The following is a 21,363-nucleotide window of genomic DNA, read 5'->3' as shown; positions in this document are numbered from 1 at the left end:
AGGGAGATCGCCGTGCGCCCCACGCGTCGCCGCACCCGTCTCCTGCTGGCCGCATCGGCGGCCGTCGCCGCACTCGCCGTACCCCTGGGGGTCCACGTCGCCCGTGGCGCCGGCCCCGGTACGGCAGCGGCGCCCCCGATCCCCGAACCGGCCGGCTCCGAGTGCCGTACGACGGTCGAGGGCTCCCGGGTCGTCGCGTACTGCCACAACCCCTACCCCTCCACCGACCTGGTCCGGCTCCACACCGAGTGCGCCCGCTGGTGGGACGTCGACGCGGACGGTGCCGCGGTCGCTGTGGCGCCGGGCCGGACCGTGCGACTGGAGGACCGCTGCTGGAAGGAGGTCGCGACCGCCTGGGTCAGCCACCGTCCGGCGCCGCTCTGAGGGGGGCCGGAGGGCGTCCGGCCATCCCTACACCCGGTCCGCCAGGCAGTTCAGGGCGTGGCTCGCCGCCTCGGCCGCCGCCGTCTCCGCGTCTCCGGCCCGGATCGCCTCGACCAGTCGCGCGTGATCCACATGGTTCTCCGGGCGCAGCTCGGGGCCCACGTCATCCCGTAGGTAGTCGCGCAGCAGATCCCCCAGGTCCGCGTAGAGCTCGGTGAGGACGTCGTTGTGCGAGGCGGCGACCACCGCCAGGTGCAGGGTCGCGTCGGCCGCGACGAACGCCTCCGCGTCCCCTGACGCCCACGCCTCCTCCCGCCGCGCCATCAGGGTGTCGAGCTGCCGCAGATCGCGCTCGGTGCGTCGTACGGCGGCGAGCCGGGCGGCCGACGACTCCAGCGTCGAGCGCAGCTCCGCGACGTGGCGCGGGTCGGCGGCGGCGAAGCGGCGGTGCATCACCCCGGCCAGCTCGCTCGTGGCGATCACGTAGGTGCCCGAGCCCTGCCGGATGTCCAGCAGCCCGTTGTGCGCGAGGGCCCGTACCGCCTCGCGCACGGTGTTACGGGCCACGCCGAGCTGCTCGACCAGCTCCGGTTCGGTCGGAATGCGCGAACCGACCGGCCACTCGCCCGAGGTGATCTGGTTCCGCAACTCCGCGATCACCTGGTCGGAGAGTGCCGAACGCCGTGGAGACGTCAGCGCCATGGTGCTCCTTGCTCGTGAGCTGTCAGGTCCGGGCCGGATTCTCTCAGGGAAAGCGGGTATCCGGGGATCCGCGGGATTGGACAACCAATCATCCCATGATTCTATGATGGCCTCATGCCGGACGACGAGACCCAGACCCAGACCGTGAACCGCGGCGGCGCCGCGCGCACCCCCGCCGGCCCCCAGGCCCCGCAGCTCCCTCGAGTTGCCGAGGCCCCCGCCCCCTGGCTGCTGCGCCTGATCGCCGTCGGGCTCGTCCTGGCCGCCCTGAACCTCCGCCCCGCCATCACCAGCCTCGGCGCCCTGCTCGAAGAGGTCCGCGACGGGCTGCACATGAGCGGCAGCGTGGCGGGTGTGCTCACCTCCGTGCCGCCGCTGTGCTTCGCGGTCTTCGGGGTCATGGCGCCCCGCCTCGCCCGCCGCTTCGGGGCCGGCGCCGTCGTCTGCGCGGGTATGGCGGCCATCGCGGCGGGCCTGGTCATCCGCCCTTACATCGGCTCCACCGCCGGGTTCCTGGCCGCCAGCGCGCTGGCCCTGATGGGCATCGCCGTCAGCAACATCCTGATGCCGGTGATCGTCAAGCGCTGGTTCCCCGATCGCGTCGGCACCATGACCGGCCTCTACTCCATGGCCCTGGCCCTCGGCACCGCCCTCGCCGCCGCCGTCACCGTCCCCCTGACCGGCGCCATGGGCGGGAACTGGCGGTCCGGGCTCGCCGTCTGGGCCGTACTCGCCGCCCTCGCGGTGCTGCCCTGGGTCGTACTCGTACGGGACCGCACCCCGGCGCCCGGTCAGCCCGCGCCCGGTCAGGTCTCCCGCCAGGCCGACGCCCCGGCGCTCCGGATCACCCGCAGCCCGACCGCCTGGGGGCTCGCCTGCTTCTTCGGGCTCCAGGCGACGGCCGCGTACATCACCATGGGCTGGATGCCGCAGATCTTCCGCGACGCCGGGGTCTCGGCCGGTACGGCGGGGGTCCTGCTCGCGGTCACCATGGCGATGGGCGTCCCGCTCGCCTTTGTCATCCCCCGGGTCGCCGGCCGGCTCAAGCAGCAGGGCCCCATCGTCGTCGTCCTCGGCCTGTGCGGCCTGATCGGCTACAGCGGCCTCTACCTGGCCCCGGCCGCCGGTGCGTGGGTCTGGGCGGTACTGCTCGGCGTGGCCAACTGCGCCTTCCCGCTCGCCCTCACCATGATCGGCATGCGGTCGCGGACCGGGGCGGGCGTGGTCCGGCTCTCCGCGTTCGCCCAGTCCACCGGCTATCTGCTCTCGATCCCGGGCCCGCTGCTCGTCGGCGTGCTCTACCAGCACAGCGGCGGCTGGGGGCTGCCGATCGCCCTGATGGCGGGCCTGATGATCCCGCAGATGGTGGCCGGGGTGCTGGCGGGGCGGGACCGGACCATCGAGGACGAGTGCTGAGATGCGAGACTGGCCCCATGCCAGTGCTCGATCCGCAGCCCAAGAACGGTCAGAAGAAGCTCCTCCTCGTCTTCGGGGCGATGCTTCTCGTCACGGTGGTCATCGGCGTGATCGCCTCGATCGCCTCCCCCTGATGCCTGCCGCCCCCTGCTGATCCGCGCGGGGGGTGGGGCTGGCCCCCCTGTCCCCTAGGGGGCCAGGGTCAGGGTGAAGTGGGTGGATCACCGGATGGGACCGGCCCGGTCCGTTCCGTAGGTTCTTCGGTGACGAACCGAATACCCCACGGAGGCGGACATGCCGGTCCCTGCGCACCCCAGGCCCTCCCGACCGGCTGTCTCCCATCGACCCGCCGTCTCCTCCCTCCGGCCGACTGTCTCCTCCCGACCGGCCGCCGACCGTGTGGAGGCACGGCTTCCGTGGTGGGCCGTGGCGCTCCCGGCCGTCGCGTTCGCCGCTCTGCTGCTCATGATCATGAGCCCGGGGCAGGCGCAGGCGGCCACTGCCGACCCCGCACTCGGACAGCTGATCGAGCGCACGCTCCACCTGCTCTCGCCCTGATCCACGCTTTGCGGCGAACCCACCCCGGACCAGCGCGTCAACCTTCCGGATGAGCCCGTCAACACCCTGCGCCAGAGGCCGCGTTTCATGCGAAGCTGAGGTGTATGAGCGTCGAGACACCTCGCAGGATCGTCCTTCTCAGGCATGCCAAGGCGGAATGGTCGCAGTCCTCCGATCATGAGCGCCCCCTGGCCGAGCGCGGCCGTAAGGACGCGCCCGTGGCCGGCCGCAGGCTCGCCGACTCCGGCATCGACTTCGACCTGGCCCTGTGCTCCAGCGCCGTCAGGACCCGGGAGACCTGGAAGCTGGCGGTCCACGAATTCGCCCAGCGCCCCAGGACCGTCTACGAGGAGAGGCTGTACGAGGCCTCCCTCGGCGAACTGATCGCCCTCTTCAACGAGACCCCGGACGAGGTCCGCAACCTCCTGGTCATCGGCCACAACCCGGGCATGCACGGAGCCGCCGACGCCCTCTCCGGCTCCGCCGAGGGCGACACGCTGGCCCGGATGACCCGGGACGGCTTCCCGACGGCGTCCTACGCCGTGGTGGAGTTCCCCGGCTCCTGGAAGAGCGTGGAGCACGGGGCGGGCAGGCTCACCGAGTACTGGACGCCGAACGACTGAGCGGCGCCCTTGCCGATGTCCGGCCGGACACCTGAACACGCAGGGTCCCGGCACGTCACCCGTGCCGGGGCCCTCTTCCGTACGCTGCCAAAACCGTCAGTCGACGAGGCCGTCCGCCGCCTCCACCTCTTCACGGGTGATGCCGAGCAGATAGAGCACGGTGTCCAGGAACGGCACGTTCACCGCGGTGTGCGCCGCCTCGCGGACCACGGGCTTGGCGTTGAAGGCGACCCCGAGCCCCGCCGTGTTCAGCATGTCGAGGTCGTTCGCCCCGTCCCCGATGGCCACCGTCTGCGCGAGCGGAACCCCCGCCTGCTCGGCGAAGCTCCGCAGCAGCCGGGCCTTCCCCGCCCGGTCCACCACGTCGCCGACGACCCGTCCGGTGAACTTGCCGTCCACCACCTCCAGGGTGTTGGCGGAGGCGAAATCGAGGCCGAGCCGTTCCTTGAGGTCGTCCGTGACCTGGGTGAAACCGCCCGAGACGACGCCCACCTGGTACCCGAGGCGCTTCAGCGTACGGATCAGGGTCCGGGCCCCGGGCGTGAGCCGCACCTCGGCGCGCACCTTGTCCACCACCGAGGCGTCGAGCCCCGCCAGCAGCGCGACCCGGGCGTGCAGCGACTGCTCGAAGTCCAGCTCGCCCCGCATCGCCTGCTCGGTGACCTCCGCGACCTTGTCCTCACAGCCCGCGTGGGCCGCGAAGAGCTCGATCACCTCGTCCTGGATGAGCGTGGAGTCCACGTCCATGACGACCAGCCGCTGCGCCCGCCGGCTCAGCCCGGCCGAGACCACCGCGACGTCCACGCCGATCTCGGCCGCCTCGGTCGCCAGCGCGGTCCGCAGCTCAGCCGTCCCGGTCCCCGACACCGCGAACTCGACGGCTGTGACGGGGTACTTCGCCAGCCGGAAGATGCGGTCGATGTTCCCGCCGGTCGAGGTGATCGTGGCCGCTATGGCGGCGGTCGACTCCGCGGTCAGCGGGTGCCCCAGCACCGTCACATGGGAACGGCCGTAACCACGGGGCCGGTTGTCACCCGTGCCCGAGATGATCTCGGCCTGCAGCTTCAGGGAGTCGGCCCAGCTGTGCACGGTCGCCCGCAGGTCGCCCTCGGTCGTCCCGCCCGCGGTGGGCGAGGTGACCAGGGCGCAGAGCACGATGCGGCCCCGGGTGACGACCTGCTCGATGTCCACGACGTCGACGGAGTACGCGGCGAGCGTGTCGAACAGCCCGGCGGTGATGCCGGGGCGGTCCTTGCCGAAGATCTTGACGAGGAGGGTGGGTGTGTTGTCCACGAGAGGAGGGGACTCCTCGCTGTCCCGGGCGGGCTCGCCGCCGGTCCGAGAGGGATCGCGGAGCTCGGGGGAGGAGGGAGGCTGAGGTGGCTGAGATGCGCTCATGGTGTTCCCACCGTATCGGTCCCGCGGCCGCGCCCGGCCGCCCGTCCCGAGTGCCGGACGGAAAGGCAGGGAGGCCAGGCGGAAAGGTGCGGGACCTCCCGCCTGCCGTCCTCTCTGCGCCGGCATAGCTGCACTTGCCCCGATTCGGACGGTACGGGAGTCTTCCTGTCCCCTTCTCCTCTTCGGGGCCCGCCTTCACCGGCCCGACTTTCGGATAAGGGACTGCTCCTGGAATAGTTCCCCACGATGTTCAGCATCCCTAGACTCCCTGCGACGGGGGAAACTCGGGGGACAACTAGTGGGGCGCGGAGTGCCGGAACTCGTACTGGAATTGAATGGCAGCACCTGGACGCTCGATCCGTCCAGGCCGTACACCCTGGGGCGTGACCCGCAGGGAGACCTGACGATCGACGACGCCAGAGTCTCGTGGCGGCACGCCACGATCAGCTGGGGCGGGGGGAGTTGGTTCATCGAGGACCACGGCTCCACCAACGGCACGTATGTGCAGGGCCAGCGGATCCAGCGGACGGAGGTCGGGCCCGGCTCCGCCGTACACCTGGGCAACGCCACCGACGGGCCGCGGCTGAATCTCACCGCTGCCGCCGGTGCCCACGGCGGTCAGCCGGGCGCGGCCCACCAGGGCTCCGCGCAGCAGCCGCACCAGCAGCAGCACGCGCAGCCGGGCGCGGCCTGGCCCGGACAGCAGGCACCCGCCCAGCACCAGGCCCCGCAGCACCAGGCACCCGTGCACCAGGGGCAGCACCAGGCCCCGCAGCACCAAGGCACGCCCCAGCAGGCGTGGCAGCAGCAGGCACCAGAGGCCCAGCAGCAGGCGCCGTACCAGCAGGTTCCGCACCAGCAGGGACCGGCCCAGCCGGCCGCCCCGGCCCACGGCGGCGGCCCCGCTCATGGTGGCGGGGCTGGGGCGCCGCCGGTCTACGGCGACCGCAGCCCGACCACGTTCCACCAGCTGGCGCTCGGCCGGGTCATGCGCATCGGCCGTGCGCTGGAGAACGAGCTGGTCGTCTCCGACCTCCAGGTCTCCCGCAACCACGCCGAGTTCCACGCGACGCCCGACGGCCGGTTCGAGATCCGCGACCTCGGCTCGCACAACGGCACGTACGTCAACGGTCTGCCGCTCCAGAAGTCCGGCTCGGCGCTCATCGGCCCGAACGACATCGTCGGCGTCGGCCACTCGACGTTCCGCCTGGTCGGTGACCGGCTGGAAGAGTTCGTCGACACCGGTCAGGTCTCCTTCTCCGCCCGCCACCTCACGGTGACGGTCGACGGCGGCAAGCAGATCCTCAAGGACGTCTCCTTCGGTGTCCCGGAGAAGTCGCTGATCGCGGTCATCGGCCCCTCCGGCTCCGGAAAGTCCACCCTGCTCAAGGCGCTCACCGGCTACCGGCCCGCCAACGAGGGTGACGTCCTCTACGACAACCGGAACCTGTACAAGCAGTTCGCCGAGCTGCGCCAGCGCATCGGTCTGGTCCCGCAGGACGACATCCTGCACAAGGAACTGACCGTCACCAAGGCCCTCAAGTACGCGGCCAGGCTCCGCTTCCCCGCGGACACCACCGAGGCCGAGCGCCAGGCCCGGATCACCGAGGTCCTCGCCGAGCTCAAGCTCGACATCCACAAGGACAAGCGGATCACCTCGCTCTCCGGCGGCCAGCGCAAGCGCGTCTCGGTCGCCCTGGAGCTGCTGACCAAGCCGTCGCTGATCTTCCTGGACGAGCCGACCTCCGGCCTCGACCCGGGCATGGACCGTGACGTCATGCAGCTGCTGCGCGGCCTCGCCGACGACGGCCGCACCGTGCTCGTCGTCACACACTCCGTGGCCGAGCTGGCCATCTGCGACAAGCTGCTCGTGATGGCGCCCGGCGGTGCCGTCGCGTACTTCGGGCCGCCGGAGGAGGCGCTGAACTTCTTCGGCTACAGCTCCTGGGCCGACGTCTTCTCCGCCTTCGAGAACTACCGCGACTACGACTGGGCGGGCCGCTGGCGCGGTTCGCAGCACTACCAGATGTACGCCGCCGACATCGACGCCGTCGCCGCGCAGTCCGTCCACATGCCGCCTCCCCAGCAGATGCGGCCCCCGAAGCCGCAGAGCTGGGGCACGCAGCTGTGGACCCTGGTGCGCAGATACGTCTCCGTCATCGCCTCCGACAAGCTCTTCCTGGGCCTGATGGTGGCGCTCCCCGCGATGATCGGTGTGCTGAGCGCGGTCATCCCGGCGGACTTCGGACTGGCCGCGCCGACCCCGCCGGCCCAGTTCAACTCCAAGGCCGGGATCATCCTGCTGATCCTCGCGTTCGGCATCTGCCTGTCCGGCTCGGCCAACTCCGTACGAGAACTGATCAAGGAACGCGTCATCTACGAACGGGAACGGGCCACCGGCCTCTCCCGCTCGGCCTACCTGATGTCCAAGGTGATCGTGCTCGGCGTGATCACGGCCTTCCAGGGCGTCATCCTCTGCGGTATCTGCTTCGCCGCCCGTGAGCTGCCGGCCGAGGGACTGCTCATGCCCCCGGCCGTCGAGATCTGCCTGTCCATCGTGGTTCTTGGGTTCACCTCGATGATGTTCGGCCTGGTGATCTCCGCGCTGGTCAAGACCTCCGAGATGACCATGCCGCTGCTGGTCATGTTCGCGCTCGTCCAGGTGGTCTTCACCGGCCTCCTCTTCCAGCTGTACGGATCGCTCGGCCTGGAGCAGTTCGCCTGGCTGATGCCGTCCCGGTGGGGCGTGGCCGCGGCCGGCACCACGCTGGACCTGGCCAACGTGATGCCGCCGTGGGACCCGAAGAACCCGACCGACCTCGACGTGCTGTGGGAACACACGGCGACCCAGTGGGGGATCAACGTCTCCGTCCTCCTGGTCCTCGGCCTCGTCTGCGGGGTCGCGGTCGCCCGGCTGCTGCGCCGCCACGAGCCCGAGGTCATGCGCAAGTAGGCCACGCGAGGGCAAGCGCGTACGGAACGACGCCGAGGCCGGCACCCCGTGGGGTGCCGGCCTCCGGCATGTCTACCTCTGGGCTCGGTCGTACGACCGGGCTCAGTACGCGCTGTTGACGTTGTCCATCGAGCCGTAGCGGTCGGCCGCGTAGTTGCAGGCGGCGACGATGTTGGCGACCGGGTCGTACAGGTCCTTCTTGGTGCCCTTGACGTGGTACCGGTCGAAGGTCGGCTGGATCACCTGGAGCAGGCCCTTGGAGGGGACGCCGTTGCGGGCGTTGATGTCCCAGTTGTTGATCGCCCAGCGGTTGCCGCTGGACTCCCGGATGATGTTGCGGTGGATGCCGCTGTAGGAGCCGGGGATGCCTTCCTTCTTCATGATCGACATCGCCTCGCGGATCCAGCCGTCCAGGTTGTTGGCGTAGACGGGCTTGCGCGCGGTGGAGCGGTTGGCGGCCTCGGTGCCGCGCTTCTTCGCGTCGGCCTTGGCCTTGGCGGCCTTCTCGGCCTTGTCCTTCGCGTCCGCCGCGGCCTTCGCCTTCGCGGCCTTCGCCTTGGTCTCGGCGGCGGCCTTCGCCTTGGCGGCGTCGGCGGCCTTCACGAGCTGCTCGGCGGTGGAGTGCTGCTCGATAAGGCTGTCCTGCACGGTCTTGGCCTGTGCGGAGCCCCCGGTGAAGGCCACGGGAGCGGCAGCGCCGGCTGCCTGCGGGGCAACCTCGGCCTCGGCGTTCGACGGGACGAGCGAGAAGGTCAGGGAGGCGACGGCCAGGGCCGACACACCGGCCACGGAGATCTTCTGGACCTTGTTCAGACGACGGACACGGCTGGGAATGCGAGTCGCAGACATGAAGGGCTACCTCTTCGAATTGCTCAGGTGTCCTCACGGAGGACGAGACCGGAGGCGGCGATGCGCACCTCCGTCGGGGACGAGAGCAATTCTTAGCGGCAGCAAAATCGTGTGGCAAAGGTGTGACGTACGAAGCTGAGTAGTGGACAGGGGTCCCGTTCGTCCGAAATAACCCCCGCTCATGCCCACCCAAATCGCCCTTTTGGGTCCACTAGGTACGTTCGTAAGTGACGTACGCCCTATGCCCGGCCTCACATCGGCGACGCGCCGACCTCACAGCTCGTTGCTGAAGCAATCCGGAGCGTTACGTTCCTCATTCGGCAGGATGAGGTGGACGTCCCCGAACTCATGCCAGAGGTAGCGCCGCTCCAGCGCAGCCTCGTACCCGCGGCGCAGCGCCTCACGCCCCGCCACCGCCTCCAGCATCAGCAGGTGCGAGGCCTGGGGCTCGTGCAGTCCGGTCAGGAGCCCGTCCACCGCCCGCACCCCCCGGCGCGGCGTCACCACCAGATCCGTCCAGCCCGCGGCCGGCCGCACCACCCCGTCCGCGTCGACCGCCGACTCCAGCGCCCGCACCGCCGTCGTCCCGACCGCGACCACCCGGCCGCCCGCCGCCCGCGCCGCGTTCACCAGCCACGCGGTGGTGGACGGCACCGCGAACCGTTCCGGGTACGGCGGCTCGTGCGCCTCCGCCGACGCCACCCCCGTATCCAGCGACAGCGGGGCGAACCCCACCCCTCGGCTCACCAGCTCCGCCACCAGGGCTGCCGTGAAGGGCCGGGCCGCACTCGGCATCTCCGCCGACCCGCTCCCGTCGGGCGCCTGGACCGCGAACACGGTCTGGTACGCCGCGAGCGGCTGATCACGCTCCGTGTACCCGTACCGGATCGGCCGTCCGTACCGCCGCAACAGCCCCGGGACGTCCCGGCCCACCCGCGCCCACCACAGCCGCGACCCCACCGAGGGCCCACGGGAGTGTCCTGCCGGTCCTGCCGCGCTCATGAGCCCGACCGACAAGGCGCCCCCCAGAGGCTCCTCCAGCACCAGCTCCCGCCCGCCCGGCAGCCGCACCACCGCACCGGCGGGCCCGCCCGGACGCGGCACGGTCGCCCCCGAAGCGCCGGGCGCCCGCAGCTCCACCGCCCACCGCCCGTCCTCACCCCGCGTGGAGAAATGCACGACGACCCGGTCGCCGCCCACCCGCCCGTTCACCGCGGCCGGCAACGTCGCCGAAGTGTTCACCACGAGAACGTCCCCGGCCCGCAGCTGCCCCGGCAGCTCCCGGAACCCGTGGTGCGACACGGCCTTCCCCCGGGTCACCAGCAGCCGTACGTCGTCACGCCCCGCCCCCCGCTGCTCGGCCGGCACCCGCGCCGACAACTCCGCGGGCACCCGCAACGCCTCCAGGGGCGAAGCTTCGGACCCGGCCGAAGGGGCGCAGCCCCCGTCCCGCTCGGCCGCCCCCACCGCACTCACCGTGCACCCCCGTCCGCCGCCACGGGCTCCTCCAGCAGCGCCGGAGCGGCGAACCGCCCACTCGCCGGCCGCTCCCGCACCAGCCGCAGAAACGCGGGTACCACGCTCGCGGGCGAGGGCCGAGGCTCCTCGTCGTCCGGCACCGCGGCCGCGTACAGATCGGTCGCCATGTCCCCCGGATCGACGGCCCACACCCGCAGCCCGGGCTCCTCCACCCCCAGCACCGCCGCCAGCTGGTCCAGCGCCGCCTTCGACGCCCCGTAACCGCCCCACATCCCGTACGGCTCCGCCGCCGCGTCCGAGCTGACCGTCACGACCGCCCCCGTGGCCGACCTTCGCAGCAGCGGCAACGCCTCCTGCAGGAGACCGAGCGCCGCCACCACATTGGTCTCCAGCGCCCGCCGCAGCCCCTCCAGCGGCTGCGCCTCCAGCCGGACCAGCGGCTCGGCGCCCAGCATGCTCGCGTTGCTCACCAGGAGATCGAGCCCTCCCAGCTCCCCGGCGGCCGCGACCAGCTCCGCCCGGTGCGCCGCGTCCGTGACATCCCCCAAGACGGCCGCCACCCGCGTCCCGTACCGCTTACGCACCTCCTCCGCCGCCGCCTCCAGCACCCCGGCGGTCCTGGCGTCCAGCACCAGATCCCACCCCTGCCGGGCCAGCGCCTCGGCCAGCGCGCGCCCCAGCCCCTTCGAACCACCCGTGATCAACGCGACCGGCATAGTGACCGTCCCCTTACAGCGCATCGGCATCCACCGGGCGACCCCGGCCACTCCAACGTAGGAAGCCCTGACCGCCCCGCGCCTCGCCCGGAGGCCGCACCCGCACCCGGCACTTCGACCTAGGACCGGGAAGGACCTAGGACCAGGGACCCGGCACGGGCCGCTACCGGCCTAGGCCTACCGCCCTCCGGCAGCCGCCTTGCGCCCGATACGGCCCGCGCACCCCCGCCGGTACGGTGATCCCATGAGTCATCGCCCGCCGTCGGCCCTCGCCGCGGTGAGTGCCGCGCTGCTCGCCATGAGCCGGCACCTCGAAGTAGGAGACGTCCTCAAGACGATCGTCGCCTCCGCCCGCGAACTGCTCGACGCCCAGTACGCGGCCCTCGGCGTCCCGGACGACCACGGCGGCTTCGCCCAGTTCGTGGTCGACGGCGTGAGCGAGGACGAGTGGAAGGCCATCGGCCCGCTGCCCCGGCAGCACGGCATCCTCGCCGCGATGCTGCACCAGGCGAAGCCCGAGCGGCTCGCCGACGTCCGCAAGGACCCCCGCTTCGAGGGCTGGCCCGACGCGCACCCCGACATGTCCGACTTCCTCGGCCTGCCCATCACGGACGGCGACGAGACCATCGGCGCCCTCTTCCTCGCCAACAAGATGTGCCCCAAGCCCGACGGCGGCTGCGGCTTCACCGCCGAGGACGAGGAGCTGCTCTCGATCCTCGCCCAGCACGCCGCGATCGCCCTCACCAACGCCCGCCTCTACGAGCGCAGCCGCGAGCTGACCATCGCCGAGGAACGTTCCCGCCTCGCCCACGAGCTGCACGACGCGGTCAGCCAGAAGCTGTTCTCGCTCCGGCTCACCGCCCAGGCCGCCGCCGCCCTCGTCGACCGCGACCCGGCCCGTGCCAAGGGGGAGCTCCAGCAGGTCGCCGTCCTCGCCGCCGAAGCGGTCGACGAGCTGCGGGCGGCCGTCGTGGAGCTGCGCCCGGCCGCTCTCGACGAGGACGGCCTGATCGCCACCCTCCGTACGCAGATCCAGGTCCTGGACCGGGCCCACGCGGCCGCGGTCACCTTCGGCAGCAGCGGTGTACGCGCCCTGCCCGCCGCCCAGGAGGAGGCGCTGCTCCGGGTGGCGCAGGAGGCCCTGCACAACGCCCTGCGCCACTCCGGCGCGCAGCACGTGGACGTCACCCTGGCCCGGCGCTCCACCGCGACCGTCCTCCTCGTCACCGACGACGGCATCGGCTTCGACCCCACCGCCGTCCGGCGGGCGGGCCGGCACCTCGGGCTCGTCTCCATGCGCCACCGGGCCAAGAGCGTCGGCGGCAGACTCACCATTGTTTCGGAGCCCGGGAAGGGCGCCACGATCGAGATGGAGATCCCCGGTGGCTGACAAGATCATCAGGGTGCTGCTGGTCGACGACCACCAGGTGGTCCGCCGCGGACTGCGCACCTTCCTGGAGATCCAGGAGGACATAGAGGTGGTCGGCGAGGCGTCCGACGGCGCGGAGGGCGTGGCCCGCACCGAGGAGCTCCGGCCCGACGTGGTCCTCATGGACATCAAGATGCCCGGCACCGACGGCATCGAGGCCCTGCGCAGGCTCCGCCGGCTCGACAACCCGGCCAAGGTGCTCATCGTCACCAGCTTCACCGAACAGCGCACGGTGGTCCCCGCCCTGCGCGCCGGAGCCTCCGGTTACGTCTACAAGGACGTCGACCCGGATGCCCTGGCCGGTGCCATCCGCTCGGTCCACGCCGGACACGTCCTGCTCCAGCCGGAGGTCGCCGGCGCGCTGCTCGCCCAGGACGACGCGGGCAGCGGCACGGGCCGGGGAAGCACGCTGACCGAACGCGAACGCGAGGTGCTCGGCCTCATCGCCGACGGCCGGTCGAACCGGGAGATCGCCCGCGCGCTCGTCCTCTCCGAGAAGACGGTCAAGACCCACGTATCGAACATCCTGATGAAACTCGACCTGGCGGACCGCACGCAGGCGGCGCTGTGGGCGGTCCGCAACGGCGCTGCGGGCTGAGATTCATACTGTCGGGCACATGTCACCCGAACGGCGCATCCTCCCCGGCCGTACGGCGTTCTCCAGGACATGCTGCGGCGGCTTGCCGCAGCCTCTCCAGGAGGATCCTGAAGCGAAGAACCTGAAGAAGGCCACCGCCGTCACCATGATCGTCGGCGGGCTCATCGCCGCCGGTGCCGGCGCGGCCTCCGCGACCGGCCACAGCGGCGCCGGCTCCCACGGCGCGGCGGCCGGCTCCCCGGGCGTCGCCAGCGGCAACCTGGCCCAGGTCCCGGTCCACGTCCCGGCGAACGTGGTCGGCAACACGGCCAACGTGATCGGCCTGCTGAACCCCGCATTCGGCAACCTCGGCCTGAACCACTGACCCGCAGGTCCCCAGAAGCCGGACCGCCCCCACGTTCCCCGGGGACGGCCCGGCTTCGCCGCGCCCCAGCCATCCTGCCGCCACCCAGCCCGTCCGCCCCCACCCCGTCCGTCCGGCGTTTGAGGACGGAACCCCCGCGCCGGGGACCCCGCACCAGAACAGCCCCCCCGCCCACGGGCACCCCCCCGCCCACGGGCACCCCCCCGCCCACGGGCACCCCCCCCGCCCACGGGCACCCCCCCGCCCACGGGCACCCCTTGCGCCGGAGCCCCCGCACCAGAACGGGCTTCCCGCCCAGGGGCACCCCCACCCAGCCCGTCGGGCGCCTGAGGACAAAGGCCCGCGGGCCTACCGCCGCACCTCCCCGCCCTCCACATACGCGTTGTAGGCGGCCACCAACGCCCGCCGAGCCACCCGCTCCACCGGCCGCAACGCGGCCCCCCGCGCCGCGATCTCCGACGCGCTCACCGCACCCCCGTCCCCGGATCCGTACGCCACCGAGACCAGCAACCCCACCCGCTGCGCCAGCTCCAGCACCCGCACCGCCCGGGGCGGATACCCCGGCGCCAGCACATCGCGCCCTCGGCCCCCCTCCGCCCGCGCCCGGTACGCGTCCACCGCCGCCTCCGCCACCGGACCCGAACCGGCCACATCCAGCCGGGCCAGCGCCGCCGTCGCATCCCGCAACGCCTCCGCCAGCTCCCGCTCCGCCTCGCTCAGCGACGGCACGTCCGCCGGCGGCGCCTCCCGCACCGGCAGCACCCGCCACACGACCTCGACGTGCAGGTCCCCCTCCGGCCCCACCTCGCTCACCTCCGGCACCAGCCCGTACGGCACCCCGAACGCGATCACCGCCTCCTGAGCCTCCAGCGCCCGCGCGTTGAAGTCGGGCGGACCGCTCAGTCCCAGCGGATGCCCCGGCACCGGCAGCGCGACCCGGAAACCGGTCGCCCCCAGCGCCCGCAGCCGCCCGAGCGCCAGCGTGAGCCCGACCGGCCCCGCCTCACCCGGCAGCCCCTCGACGCGGTGCACCGCGTCCTCCCCGACAATCGCGAGAGCCGCGTCGTCCGGCGAGACAAGTCCCGCCAGAAGCGCGTTCCCCCAGGCGGCCAACAACCCTGAACGTGGTTCCACAAGCATGGAGACAGCGTAGGGAACGGACCGGGAACGGACCTCACGGCCGGAGCACTCGCGCGGTGGCGTAGGTTTTCCCTGGGACTGTGCCCACAGGCACGCGACGATCTCGACGAGACTGCATGGGGAGACAACGCGCTCATGAGCGATGTACTGGAGCTGGTGGACGTATCCGTGGTCCGCGACGGACGCGCTCTGGTGGACGACGTCTCCTGGTCGGTCAAGGAGGGGGAGCGCTGGGTCATCCTGGGCCCCAACGGTGCCGGCAAGACGACGCTCCTCAACCTCGCGTCCAGCTACCTCTTCCCGAGCAAGGGAACGGCCGCGGTCCTCGGCGAGCAGCTGGGCGGCGTCGGCACCGACGTCTTCGAGCTCCGCCCCCGGATCGGCATGGCGGGCGTGGCGATGGCCGACAAGCTGCCCAAGCGGCAGACCGTCCTGCAGACGGTGCTCACCGCCGCCTACGGCATGACCGCCACCTGGCACGAGAACTACGAGGCCGTCGACGAGGAGCGCGCCCGCGCCTTCCTGGACCGCCTCGGCATGACCGAGTACCTGGACCGCAAGTTCGGCACGCTCTCCGAAGGAGAGCGCAAGCGCACGCTGATCGCCCGCGCGATGATGACCGACCCCGAGCTGCTGCTCCTCGACGAGCCCGCCGCCGGACTCGACCTCGGCGGCCGCGAGGACCTGGTCCGCCGCCTCGGCCGGCTCGCCCGCGACCCGTACGCCCCCTCCATGATCATGGTCACCCACCATGTCGAGGAGATCGCGCCCGGCTTCACCCACGTCCTGATGATCCGGCAGGGCAAGATCCTCGCGGCCGGACCCATGGAGACCGAACTCAGCTCCCGCAACCTCTCGCTCTGCTTCGGCCTGCCGCTGATCGTCGAGCACACCGGCGACCGCTACACCGCCCGCGGCCTGCCGCTCTCCTGACCGGCCCGGGACGATCCCCGAGGTGGTCTCGGAACAATCCCTGGGGCTTACCACAGTTGACCACCCCTGCGCCCTGTTGGTGACGCACCGACAGTCCTACGATGACCATGTGGACATCGACGCGTGGGTGTGGTGGCTGATCGTCGCGGCGGGACTGGGCATCCCCCTGGTCCTGACCGCGATGCCCGAGTTGGGAATGTTCGCCGTCGGGGCTCTGGCCGCTTCGGTCGTCGCCGCGCTCGGTGGCGGCATCGTGGCCCAGGTGCTGGTCTTCGTCGGGGTGTCGGTGGCGTTGCTCGTCGTCGTCCGCCCGATCGCCGCCAGACACCGGGCCGGGCAGAGCGGGCATGCCAGCGGTATCGACGCCCTGAAGGGCCGTCAGGCGCTCGTGCTGGAACGGGTCACCGCCGCCGACGGCCGCATCAAGCTCGCCGGCGAGGTCTGGTCGGCGCGCTCACTCGACGAGGAGCAGGTCTTCGAACCCGGCCGGCAGGTCGATGTCGTGGACATCGACGGAGCGACGGCCGTCGTCATGTGAGCGAACCGTGCACGAGCCGGTCCCAGTTCTGCGAGACTCGAAGTCGATCATGTCGATCATCATGAGACATGGGAACCGGTCCCGGGCCTGAACTCCCCGGCGTACGGCCCCGGTCCGCGCCTCATGACGATCCGACCCGATCACCCCGATCATCCCGATCCGTCGGCAACCGAAGGGCACGAGAGACACGATGCCATCGATCATCATCGTCCTGATCATTCTGGTGGTGCTCGTCTTCATCGCCCTGATCAAGACGATCCAGGTCATCCCGCAGGCCAGTGCCGCCATCGTCGAGCGCTTCGGCCGCTACACGCGCACCCTGAACGCGGGCCTGAACATCGTCGTCCCGTTCATCGACTCGATCCGCAACCGGATCGACCTCCGCGAACAGGTCGTGCCCTTCCCGCCGCAGCCGGTGATCACCCAGGACAACCTGGTCGTCAACATCGACACCGTCATCTACTACCAGGTGACCGACGCCCGCGCCGCGACCTACGAGGTCGCCAGCTACATCCAGGCGATCGAACAGCTCACCGTCACCACCCTCCGCAACATCATCGGAGGCATGGACCTGGAGCGCACCCTCACCTCCCGCGAGGAGATCAACGCGGCGCTGCGCGGCGTCCTCGACGAGGCGACCGGCAAGTGGGGCATCCGCGTCAACCGCGTCGAGCTCAAGGCCATCGAACCGCCCACCTCCATCCAGGACTCGATGGAGAAGCAGATGCGCGCCGACCGTGACAAGCGCGCCGCGATCCTCACCGCCGAAGGCATCCGGCAGTCCCAGATCCTCACCGCCGAAGGTGAGAAGCAGTCCGCGATCCTGCGGGCCGAGGGCGAGTCGAAGGCAGCGGCCCTCAGGGCCGAGGGTGAGGCCCAGGCCGTCCGCACGGTCTTCGAGGCCATCCACGCAGGAGACCCGGACCAGAAGCTGCTCTCCTACCAATACCTCCAGATGCTCCCGAAGATCGCCGAGGGCGACGCCAACAAGCTCTGGATCGTGCCCAGCGAGATCGGCGACGCCCTCAAGGGCCTCAGCGGCGCCTTCGGCAACCTCGGCGGCGGCGCCCCGGGCTTCAACACCGGCGGCACCGGCAACGGAGGCAATGGCGGCAACGGATCCGCCACCGACGGGGGCAACTCCGGTGGCACGGCCGTCGAACGACGCGAAGAACCCCCGGTCTACTGACGCGCGACCCCCTTCGTGCATGATCAGTGAGGCCCCTCGACCTTCATGGCGGGGAGGCATCACTGACCATCGAAGGAGATGGCCTTGTCCATCTGGGAAATACTCGCCGTCTTCGCGGCGGGAGTCGGTGCGGGCACGATCAACACGATCGTCGGCTCAGGCACCCTGATCACCTTCCCCGTCCTGCTCGCCACCGGCCTCCCGCCGGTGACCGCCACCGTCTCCAACGCGCTCGGCCTCATCCCCGGCTCCATCAGCGGAGCCATCGGCTACCGCAAGGAACTGGCCGGTCAACGCCGCCGCATCCTGAAACTCTCCGTCGGAGCCGCCATCGGCGGCCTCACCGGCGCCACGCTCCTCCTCGCGCTGCCCTCCACGGCGTTCGAGACGATCGTCCCGGTCCTGGTCGCCCTGGCCCTCGTCCTGGTGATCCTGCAACCACGCATCAGCAAAGCCGTCCAGCGACGCCGCGCACGCACCGGCACCCCGGCCCGCCCCGACGGCGGCCCGCTCCTGTTCACCGGCCTGACCCTCGCCAGCGTCTACGGGGGCTACTTCACCGCCGCCCAGGGGATCGTCTACCTCTCCCTGATGGGGATGCTGGTCGACGACGCGATCCAGCGCCTCAACGCCGTCAAGAATGTCCTGGCCGCCGTGGTCAACAGCATCGCCGCGCTGTTCTTCCTCTTCGTCGCGGACTTCGACTGGACGGCGGTCGTCCTCATCGCGGTCGGCTCGGCCATCGGCGGTCAGATAGGCGCCAAGGTCGGCCGCCGCCTCAGCCCCGCCCTGCTGCGCGCCCTGATCGTCCTCGTCGGCTCCGCGGCCATCGTCCAGCTGCTGCTCCGCTGACCCGCGTGGGCCCGCCCACAGGGACGGGCCCACGCATCCATCACCAGGCGTACGTCACCTACGCCGCCGTTCCCCGCGTCCGCGTCCGCGTCCGCAGCCGCTGTCCGCTCTACGCGGCCGCGGCATCCCGGTCCAGCCACTCCGGCAGTTCCGCCCGGTCACCGGCCCCCATCGCCAGCAGCATCGCCTCGGCGGGGGAGGGGACGAACGGCTGCTTCAGCAACGGCATCCCGGCCTGCTCCGGCGTCCGGGCCGCCTTGCGGTGGTTGTCCTCGGCACAGGAAGCCACCGTGTTCAGCCAGGTGTCCTGACCGCCCTGGGCCCGCGGCACCACGTGGTCGACGGTCGACGCCCGGCGCCCGCAGTAGGCGCACCGGTGCTGGTCCCGTATGAGCACGCCCCTTCTGGACCACGGGGCCTGTCTTCGGAACGGCACCCGTACGTACCGGCAGAGCCTGATCACCCGGGGCGCCGGGATGTCCACGGCGGCACCACGCATACGGAGTTCGGGATGCGACTGCTCGACGACGGCCTTGTCCGTCAGGATCAGGACCACCGCACGGTTGAGCGTCACTGTCGACAGCGGCTCGAAGCTCGCGTTGAGAACCAGCGTGTCACGCATCCTGCCCACCTCCCGTGTGCCGCCCGCCCCCTGGCAGGCCCGGATCAACTCTGGCTGGGCAGGCCGCGATGGACAACGCAATAAAAAGTGCCCTGCTCTGATCTCTCCAAGACCAGAGCAGGGCAAACAACAGGCGAACTAATCGGCGGCGGGAGCCTCGTACTCACCGATCAGCTGAGCACGCCCCAGGGTGTGGAACCGGAGGTTGAACCCGACCACCGCGGGCGAGGAGTCGCTGTCGATCCCGAGCGTCTCGGTGTCCACCGCGTACACGGTGAACACATAGCGGTGGTTCTCCCCGGCGGGCGGCGCGGCCCCGCCGAACTCCTTCGACCCGTAGTCGTTACGGGCCTGGACGGCCCCCTCAGGGAGCCCCTCGAACGCACCGCTGCCCGCGCCGGCCGGCAGTTCGGTCACCGAAACCGGGATGTCGAACACCACCCAGTGCCAGAACCCGCTGCCCGTCGGGGCGTCCGGGTCGAAACACGTCACGGCGAAACTCTTGGCCTTCACCGGGAAACCCTCCCACCGCAGGTGCGGCGAGGTGTTCCCGGACGCAAGCACCTGAGCATCGGCCAGCACGGCACCGGGCGCGAGATCCTTGCTCGTCACGGTGAACGCGTGCACCTCCGGGTGGAAGTCGTGCGGCAGCGGGGCCCTCTTCGGCTCGGTCACGTCTCGTTACCTCTCCTGATCGGTGCTGGTCTGCTGCGAGCGGCGCACCGGCCACCCGCCGACAGGTACCGGACGGGCTTCCCCGCCCGATCCCGTCCGACCTTAGGGCTCTAGAGCCAGTTGCGCTGTCCGCCGACCTGGGCCAGCCACTGGTTGAGGTACGCCGCCCAGTCGGTCTGCTGGAAGTCGTGGAGACCGACCTTGAACGCGCGGTAGGAGTCGCTGCCCTCGCTGAACAGCCCCGGCTTCTTGTCCATCTCCAGGATCACGTCCATCTCGCGGTCGTCCGCGACGAACGTGAGCTCGACCTGGTGGAGCCCGCGGTACTGCTGCGGCGGTACGAACTCGATCTCCTGGTAGAACGGCAGCCGCTGACGGGAGCCGCGGATGTGGCCGCGCTCCATGTCCGCACTGCGGAAACGGAAGCCCAGCTGTCCGAAGGCGTCCAGAATGGCCTGCTGTGCCGGCAGCGGGTGCACATTGATCGGGTCCAGGTCACCGGAGTCCAGCGCCCGGGCGATCTCCAGCTCCGTGGTCACCCCGATGTCCATGCCGCGCAGATGCTGACCGGCGAACATCGTGACCGGCGTCTCCCAGGGGATCTCCAGACCGAACGGCACCACGTGCACCGCCCCCGCCTGCACCTCGAAGGCACCGCCGAGCCGCACCTTGGCGAACTCGATGTTCTGCTTCGTCTCCTGGTCGCCGCTCTCGACCTCGACCCGCGCCTGCAGACCGACGGAGAGCCCCTCGATCTGCTGAGCCACCGACCCGCCCTGGATCCGCACCTCCCCCTGCACGACCCCACCGGGGACGACGTTCACCTCGGTGAGCTCGGTCTCCACCGAGGCGCCACCGGCACCCATGCTCGCGAGCAGCCGCTTGAAGCCCATGTTCACTCCTTCTTGGTCCTGACCCCTAGATACGCGCCATGACCGTAGCCGGTTCCCGCGTTCGTCTCCCCAGTACCCTCGGACGGCATGACCAAGAGCTCCGACCGCACAGCGCTCACCCGTGACTTCTTCGGCCGATCCGTCCTGGACGTCGCCCCCGACCTCCTGGGCCGCACCCTCGTCCGCCACAGCGACGAGGGCACGATCGAGGTACGTCTCACCGAGGTGGAGGCGTACGCCGGTGAGGTCGACCCCGGCTCGCACGCCTTCCGGGGCCGCACGGCCCGCAACAGCGTGATGTTCGGGCCGCCCGGTCATGCGTACGTTTACTTCACGTACGGGATGTGGCACTGCCTCAACCTGGTCTGCGGCCCGGAGGGCCACGCGAGCGGAGTGCTGCTACGGGCCGGTGAGATCAACGCGGGCGCCGGCCTCGCCCGGACACGTCGGGTCTCGGCCCGCAATGACAAGGAACTGGCCAGAGGCCCGGCCCGGCTCGCCACCGCCCTCGACGTCGACCGGACGCTGAACGGCAGCGACCTCTTCGCCGGCCCCACCCCCGCGCTGTCGGTACTCCACGGCACCCCGCCCCCGCGTGACCAGGTACGCAGCGGCCCCCGCACCGGAGTGGGCGGCGACGGAGCACACCAGCCGTGGCGCTTCTGGATCGAGAGGGACCCCACGGTGAGCCCGTACCGCGCCCATGCACCCCGCCGTCGCAGGGCCAAGTGACGGGCCATGGGCGACTTGACGGGGATTGGGCGGACGCCTAATGTAGTCCGAGCCACTTGACACGGGTACAGCTGTCGGCACGGTCCATCGGACCGGTCCGGGCAGCCCGAAGAGGCCAAACCACTACCTACGACTCACCCTGGCGGGTGCGAATTCGGCATGCCCGTAATTCGCTCGACAGGCTCGATTATGAGCTGCCAAGGGAATGGGCTAACGTAGTGAACACGCCGAAAGGCAAGGCCACTCCACAGGCCACCGGAATTCAAATTCGGACCGGAAACGGAACGGAAAAGAGTCTGGTAAAGTCGGAACCGCCGGAA

23 protein-coding genes are annotated in these 21,363 nt (G+C 71.0%); 14 read left to right on the top strand and 9 right to left on the bottom strand.

Annotated features, from left to right (window positions below; genetic code table 11):
* Nucleotides 1-12: 12 nt before the first annotated feature.
* Nucleotides 13-384 (top strand): hypothetical protein, encoded by a 372-nt coding sequence (locus ABZ154_RS31160; RefSeq protein WP_356837718.1) that lies wholly within the window; start codon nt 13-15, stop codon nt 382-384.
* 27 nt (nt 385-411) lie between these two features.
* Here the strand turns inward: ABZ154_RS31160 and ABZ154_RS31155 are convergent, their stop codons facing one another.
* Nucleotides 412-1,086, bottom strand: a complete 675-nt coding sequence (locus ABZ154_RS31155; protein WP_356837717.1) for a FadR/GntR family transcriptional regulator — start codon at nt 1,084-1,086, stop codon at nt 412-414.
* A gap of 114 nt (nt 1,087-1,200) precedes the next feature.
* Here ABZ154_RS31155 and ABZ154_RS31150 point away from each other — a divergent pair, with 114 nt between their 5' ends.
* From ABZ154_RS31150 to ABZ154_RS31135, 4 genes are all read left to right on the top strand, one after another.
* Complete coding sequence (locus ABZ154_RS31150; RefSeq protein ID WP_356837716.1) at nt 1,201-2,502, top strand: MFS transporter; 1,302 nt, start codon at nt 1,201-1,203, stop codon at nt 2,500-2,502.
* A gap of 17 nt (nt 2,503-2,519) precedes the next feature.
* Nucleotides 2,520-2,636, top strand: coding sequence for an SGM_5486 family transporter-associated protein (locus tag ABZ154_RS31145; RefSeq protein ID WP_256859158.1), 117 nt, complete (start codon nt 2,520-2,522; stop codon nt 2,634-2,636).
* Nucleotides 2,637-2,796: 160 nt separating this feature from the next.
* Nucleotides 2,797-3,060 (top strand): hypothetical protein, encoded by a 264-nt coding sequence (locus ABZ154_RS31140; RefSeq protein WP_356837715.1) that lies wholly within the window; start codon nt 2,797-2,799, stop codon nt 3,058-3,060.
* A gap of 104 nt (nt 3,061-3,164) precedes the next feature.
* Nucleotides 3,165-3,683 (top strand): histidine phosphatase family protein, encoded by a 519-nt coding sequence (locus ABZ154_RS31135; RefSeq protein ID WP_093693188.1) that lies wholly within the window; start codon nt 3,165-3,167, stop codon nt 3,681-3,683.
* Between the two features lie 96 nt (nt 3,684-3,779).
* On the opposite strand, the gene serB is transcribed toward ABZ154_RS31135, so the two are convergent.
* On the bottom strand, nt 3,780-5,081 hold the full coding sequence (gene serB / locus ABZ154_RS31130) for a phosphoserine phosphatase SerB (protein WP_356837714.1): 1,302 nt from the start codon (nt 5,079-5,081) through the stop codon (nt 3,780-3,782).
* A gap of 298 nt (nt 5,082-5,379) precedes the next feature.
* Between serB and ABZ154_RS31125 the strand changes: the two genes are divergently transcribed.
* Nucleotides 5,380-8,034 carry an FHA domain-containing protein gene (locus ABZ154_RS31125; RefSeq protein WP_356837713.1) on the top strand — a complete coding sequence of 885 codons (2,655 nt, stop codon included), beginning with the start codon at nt 5,380-5,382 and terminating at the stop codon, nt 8,032-8,034.
* Between the two features lie 102 nt (nt 8,035-8,136).
* On the opposite strand, the gene ABZ154_RS31120 is transcribed toward ABZ154_RS31125, so the two are convergent.
* From ABZ154_RS31120 to ABZ154_RS31110, 3 genes are all read right to left on the bottom strand, one after another.
* On the bottom strand, nt 8,137-8,883 hold the full coding sequence (locus tag ABZ154_RS31120; protein ID WP_356837712.1) for a transglycosylase SLT domain-containing protein: 747 nt from the start codon (nt 8,881-8,883) through the stop codon (nt 8,137-8,139).
* Nucleotides 8,884-9,156: 273 nt separating this feature from the next.
* A complete protein-coding gene (locus ABZ154_RS31115; RefSeq protein WP_356837725.1) occupies nt 9,157-10,290 on the bottom strand; it encodes an S-adenosylmethionine:tRNA ribosyltransferase-isomerase in 1,134 nt (377 codons plus the stop codon).
* A gap of 65 nt (nt 10,291-10,355) precedes the next feature.
* Entirely contained in the window at nt 10,356-11,078 is a 723-nt protein-coding gene (locus tag ABZ154_RS31110) for an SDR family oxidoreductase (protein WP_356837711.1), read from the bottom strand.
* 244 nt (nt 11,079-11,322) lie between these two features.
* On the opposite strand from ABZ154_RS31110, the gene ABZ154_RS31105 reads away from it, so the two are divergent.
* The 3 genes from ABZ154_RS31105 (at nt 11,323) to ABZ154_RS31095 (ending at nt 13,469) form a co-directional block, all read left to right on the top strand.
* The gene (locus ABZ154_RS31105; RefSeq protein WP_356837710.1) at nt 11,323-12,468 is read left to right on the top strand and encodes a GAF domain-containing sensor histidine kinase; all 1,146 of its coding nucleotides are present in this window, start codon (nt 11,323-11,325) and stop codon (nt 12,466-12,468) included.
* Complete coding sequence (locus ABZ154_RS31100; RefSeq protein ID WP_356837709.1) at nt 12,461-13,105, top strand: response regulator transcription factor; 645 nt, start codon at nt 12,461-12,463, stop codon at nt 13,103-13,105. Before ABZ154_RS31105 ends, ABZ154_RS31100 begins: the two co-directional genes overlap by 8 nt.
* A gap of 145 nt (nt 13,106-13,250) precedes the next feature.
* Entirely contained in the window at nt 13,251-13,469 is a 219-nt protein-coding gene (locus ABZ154_RS31095; protein ID WP_356837724.1) for a chaplin, read from the top strand.
* A gap of 348 nt (nt 13,470-13,817) precedes the next feature.
* Here ABZ154_RS31095 and ABZ154_RS31090 read toward each other — a convergent pair whose 3' ends face one another.
* A complete protein-coding gene (locus ABZ154_RS31090) occupies nt 13,818-14,609 on the bottom strand; it encodes a hypothetical protein (protein ID WP_356837708.1) in 792 nt (263 codons plus the stop codon).
* Between the two features lie 135 nt (nt 14,610-14,744).
* On the opposite strand from ABZ154_RS31090, the gene ABZ154_RS31085 reads away from it, so the two are divergent.
* The 4 genes from ABZ154_RS31085 to ABZ154_RS31070 all read left to right on the top strand — a co-directional run bounded on the left by ABZ154_RS31085 (nt 14,745) and on the right by ABZ154_RS31070 (nt 18,121).
* Nucleotides 14,745-15,542 carry an ABC transporter ATP-binding protein gene (locus ABZ154_RS31085; RefSeq protein ID WP_356837707.1) on the top strand — a complete coding sequence of 266 codons (798 nt, stop codon included), beginning with the start codon at nt 14,745-14,747 and terminating at the stop codon, nt 15,540-15,542.
* Between the two features lie 109 nt (nt 15,543-15,651).
* Nucleotides 15,652-16,080, top strand: a complete 429-nt coding sequence (locus ABZ154_RS31080; protein ID WP_356837706.1) for an NfeD family protein — start codon at nt 15,652-15,654, stop codon at nt 16,078-16,080.
* Between the two features lie 190 nt (nt 16,081-16,270).
* The gene (locus ABZ154_RS31075) at nt 16,271-17,269 is read left to right on the top strand and encodes an SPFH domain-containing protein (protein ID WP_356837705.1); all 999 of its coding nucleotides are present in this window, start codon (nt 16,271-16,273) and stop codon (nt 17,267-17,269) included.
* A gap of 84 nt (nt 17,270-17,353) precedes the next feature.
* Nucleotides 17,354-18,121, top strand: coding sequence for a sulfite exporter TauE/SafE family protein (locus tag ABZ154_RS31070; RefSeq protein ID WP_356837704.1), 768 nt, complete (start codon nt 17,354-17,356; stop codon nt 18,119-18,121).
* A gap of 109 nt (nt 18,122-18,230) precedes the next feature.
* On the opposite strand, the gene ABZ154_RS31065 is transcribed toward ABZ154_RS31070, so the two are convergent.
* From ABZ154_RS31065 to ABZ154_RS31055, 3 genes are all read right to left on the bottom strand, one after another.
* Nucleotides 18,231-18,743 (bottom strand): HNH endonuclease, encoded by a 513-nt coding sequence (locus ABZ154_RS31065; RefSeq protein WP_356837703.1) that lies wholly within the window; start codon nt 18,741-18,743, stop codon nt 18,231-18,233.
* Between the two features lie 138 nt (nt 18,744-18,881).
* A complete protein-coding gene (locus ABZ154_RS31060; protein ID WP_356837702.1) occupies nt 18,882-19,418 on the bottom strand; it encodes a YbhB/YbcL family Raf kinase inhibitor-like protein in 537 nt (178 codons plus the stop codon).
* A gap of 110 nt (nt 19,419-19,528) precedes the next feature.
* Complete coding sequence (locus ABZ154_RS31055; RefSeq protein ID WP_350683973.1) at nt 19,529-20,311, bottom strand: sporulation protein; 783 nt, start codon at nt 20,309-20,311, stop codon at nt 19,529-19,531.
* Between the two features lie 87 nt (nt 20,312-20,398).
* Between ABZ154_RS31055 and ABZ154_RS31050 the strand changes: the two genes are divergently transcribed.
* Entirely contained in the window at nt 20,399-21,043 is a 645-nt protein-coding gene (locus ABZ154_RS31050; RefSeq protein ID WP_356837701.1) for a DNA-3-methyladenine glycosylase, read from the top strand.
* The last annotated feature ends 320 nt before the right edge of the window (nt 21,044-21,363 follow it).

The sequence above is a fragment of the Streptomyces sp. NPDC006261 genome, assembly GCF_040613515.1.
GTDB lineage: Bacteria > Actinomycetota > Actinomycetes > Streptomycetales > Streptomycetaceae > Streptomyces.
Note: the sequence above shows the minus strand (reverse complement) of the source record. Positions and strands in the feature narration are given on the sequence as shown.

Excerpts from the sequence above, each read along its gene's own strand:
- ABZ154_RS31155 (WP_356837717.1), bottom strand. The coding sequence starts at position 1,086 with ATGGCGCTGACGTCTCCACGGCGTTCGGCACTCTCCGACCAGGTGATC.
- ABZ154_RS31150 (WP_356837716.1), top strand. The coding sequence starts at position 1,201 with ATGCCGGACGACGAGACCCAGACCCAGACCGTGAACCGCGGCGGCGCC.
- ABZ154_RS31145 (WP_256859158.1), top strand. The coding sequence starts at position 2,520 with ATGCCAGTGCTCGATCCGCAGCCCAAGAACGGTCAGAAGAAGCTCCTC.
- ABZ154_RS31140 (WP_356837715.1), top strand. The coding sequence starts at position 2,797 with ATGCCGGTCCCTGCGCACCCCAGGCCCTCCCGACCGGCTGTCTCCCAT.
- ABZ154_RS31135 (WP_093693188.1), top strand. The coding sequence starts at position 3,165 with ATGAGCGTCGAGACACCTCGCAGGATCGTCCTTCTCAGGCATGCCAAG.
- serB (WP_356837714.1), bottom strand. The coding sequence starts at position 5,081 with ATGAGCGCATCTCAGCCACCTCAGCCTCCCTCCTCCCCCGAGCTCCGC.
- ABZ154_RS31120 (WP_356837712.1), bottom strand. The coding sequence starts at position 8,883 with ATGTCTGCGACTCGCATTCCCAGCCGTGTCCGTCGTCTGAACAAGGTC.
- ABZ154_RS31110 (WP_356837711.1), bottom strand. The coding sequence starts at position 11,078 with ATGCCGGTCGCGTTGATCACGGGTGGTTCGAAGGGGCTGGGGCGCGCG.
- ABZ154_RS31105 (WP_356837710.1), top strand. The coding sequence starts at position 11,323 with ATGAGTCATCGCCCGCCGTCGGCCCTCGCCGCGGTGAGTGCCGCGCTG.
- ABZ154_RS31095 (WP_356837724.1), top strand. The coding sequence starts at position 13,251 with ATGATCGTCGGCGGGCTCATCGCCGCCGGTGCCGGCGCGGCCTCCGCG.
- ABZ154_RS31090 (WP_356837708.1), bottom strand. The coding sequence starts at position 14,609 with ATGCTTGTGGAACCACGTTCAGGGTTGTTGGCCGCCTGGGGGAACGCG.
- ABZ154_RS31085 (WP_356837707.1), top strand. The coding sequence starts at position 14,745 with ATGAGCGATGTACTGGAGCTGGTGGACGTATCCGTGGTCCGCGACGGA.
- ABZ154_RS31075 (WP_356837705.1), top strand. The coding sequence starts at position 16,271 with ATGCCATCGATCATCATCGTCCTGATCATTCTGGTGGTGCTCGTCTTC.
- ABZ154_RS31065 (WP_356837703.1), bottom strand. The coding sequence starts at position 18,743 with ATGCGTGACACGCTGGTTCTCAACGCGAGCTTCGAGCCGCTGTCGACA.
- ABZ154_RS31055 (WP_350683973.1), bottom strand. The coding sequence starts at position 20,311 with ATGGGCTTCAAGCGGCTGCTCGCGAGCATGGGTGCCGGTGGCGCCTCG.
- ABZ154_RS31050 (WP_356837701.1), top strand. The coding sequence starts at position 20,399 with ATGACCAAGAGCTCCGACCGCACAGCGCTCACCCGTGACTTCTTCGGC.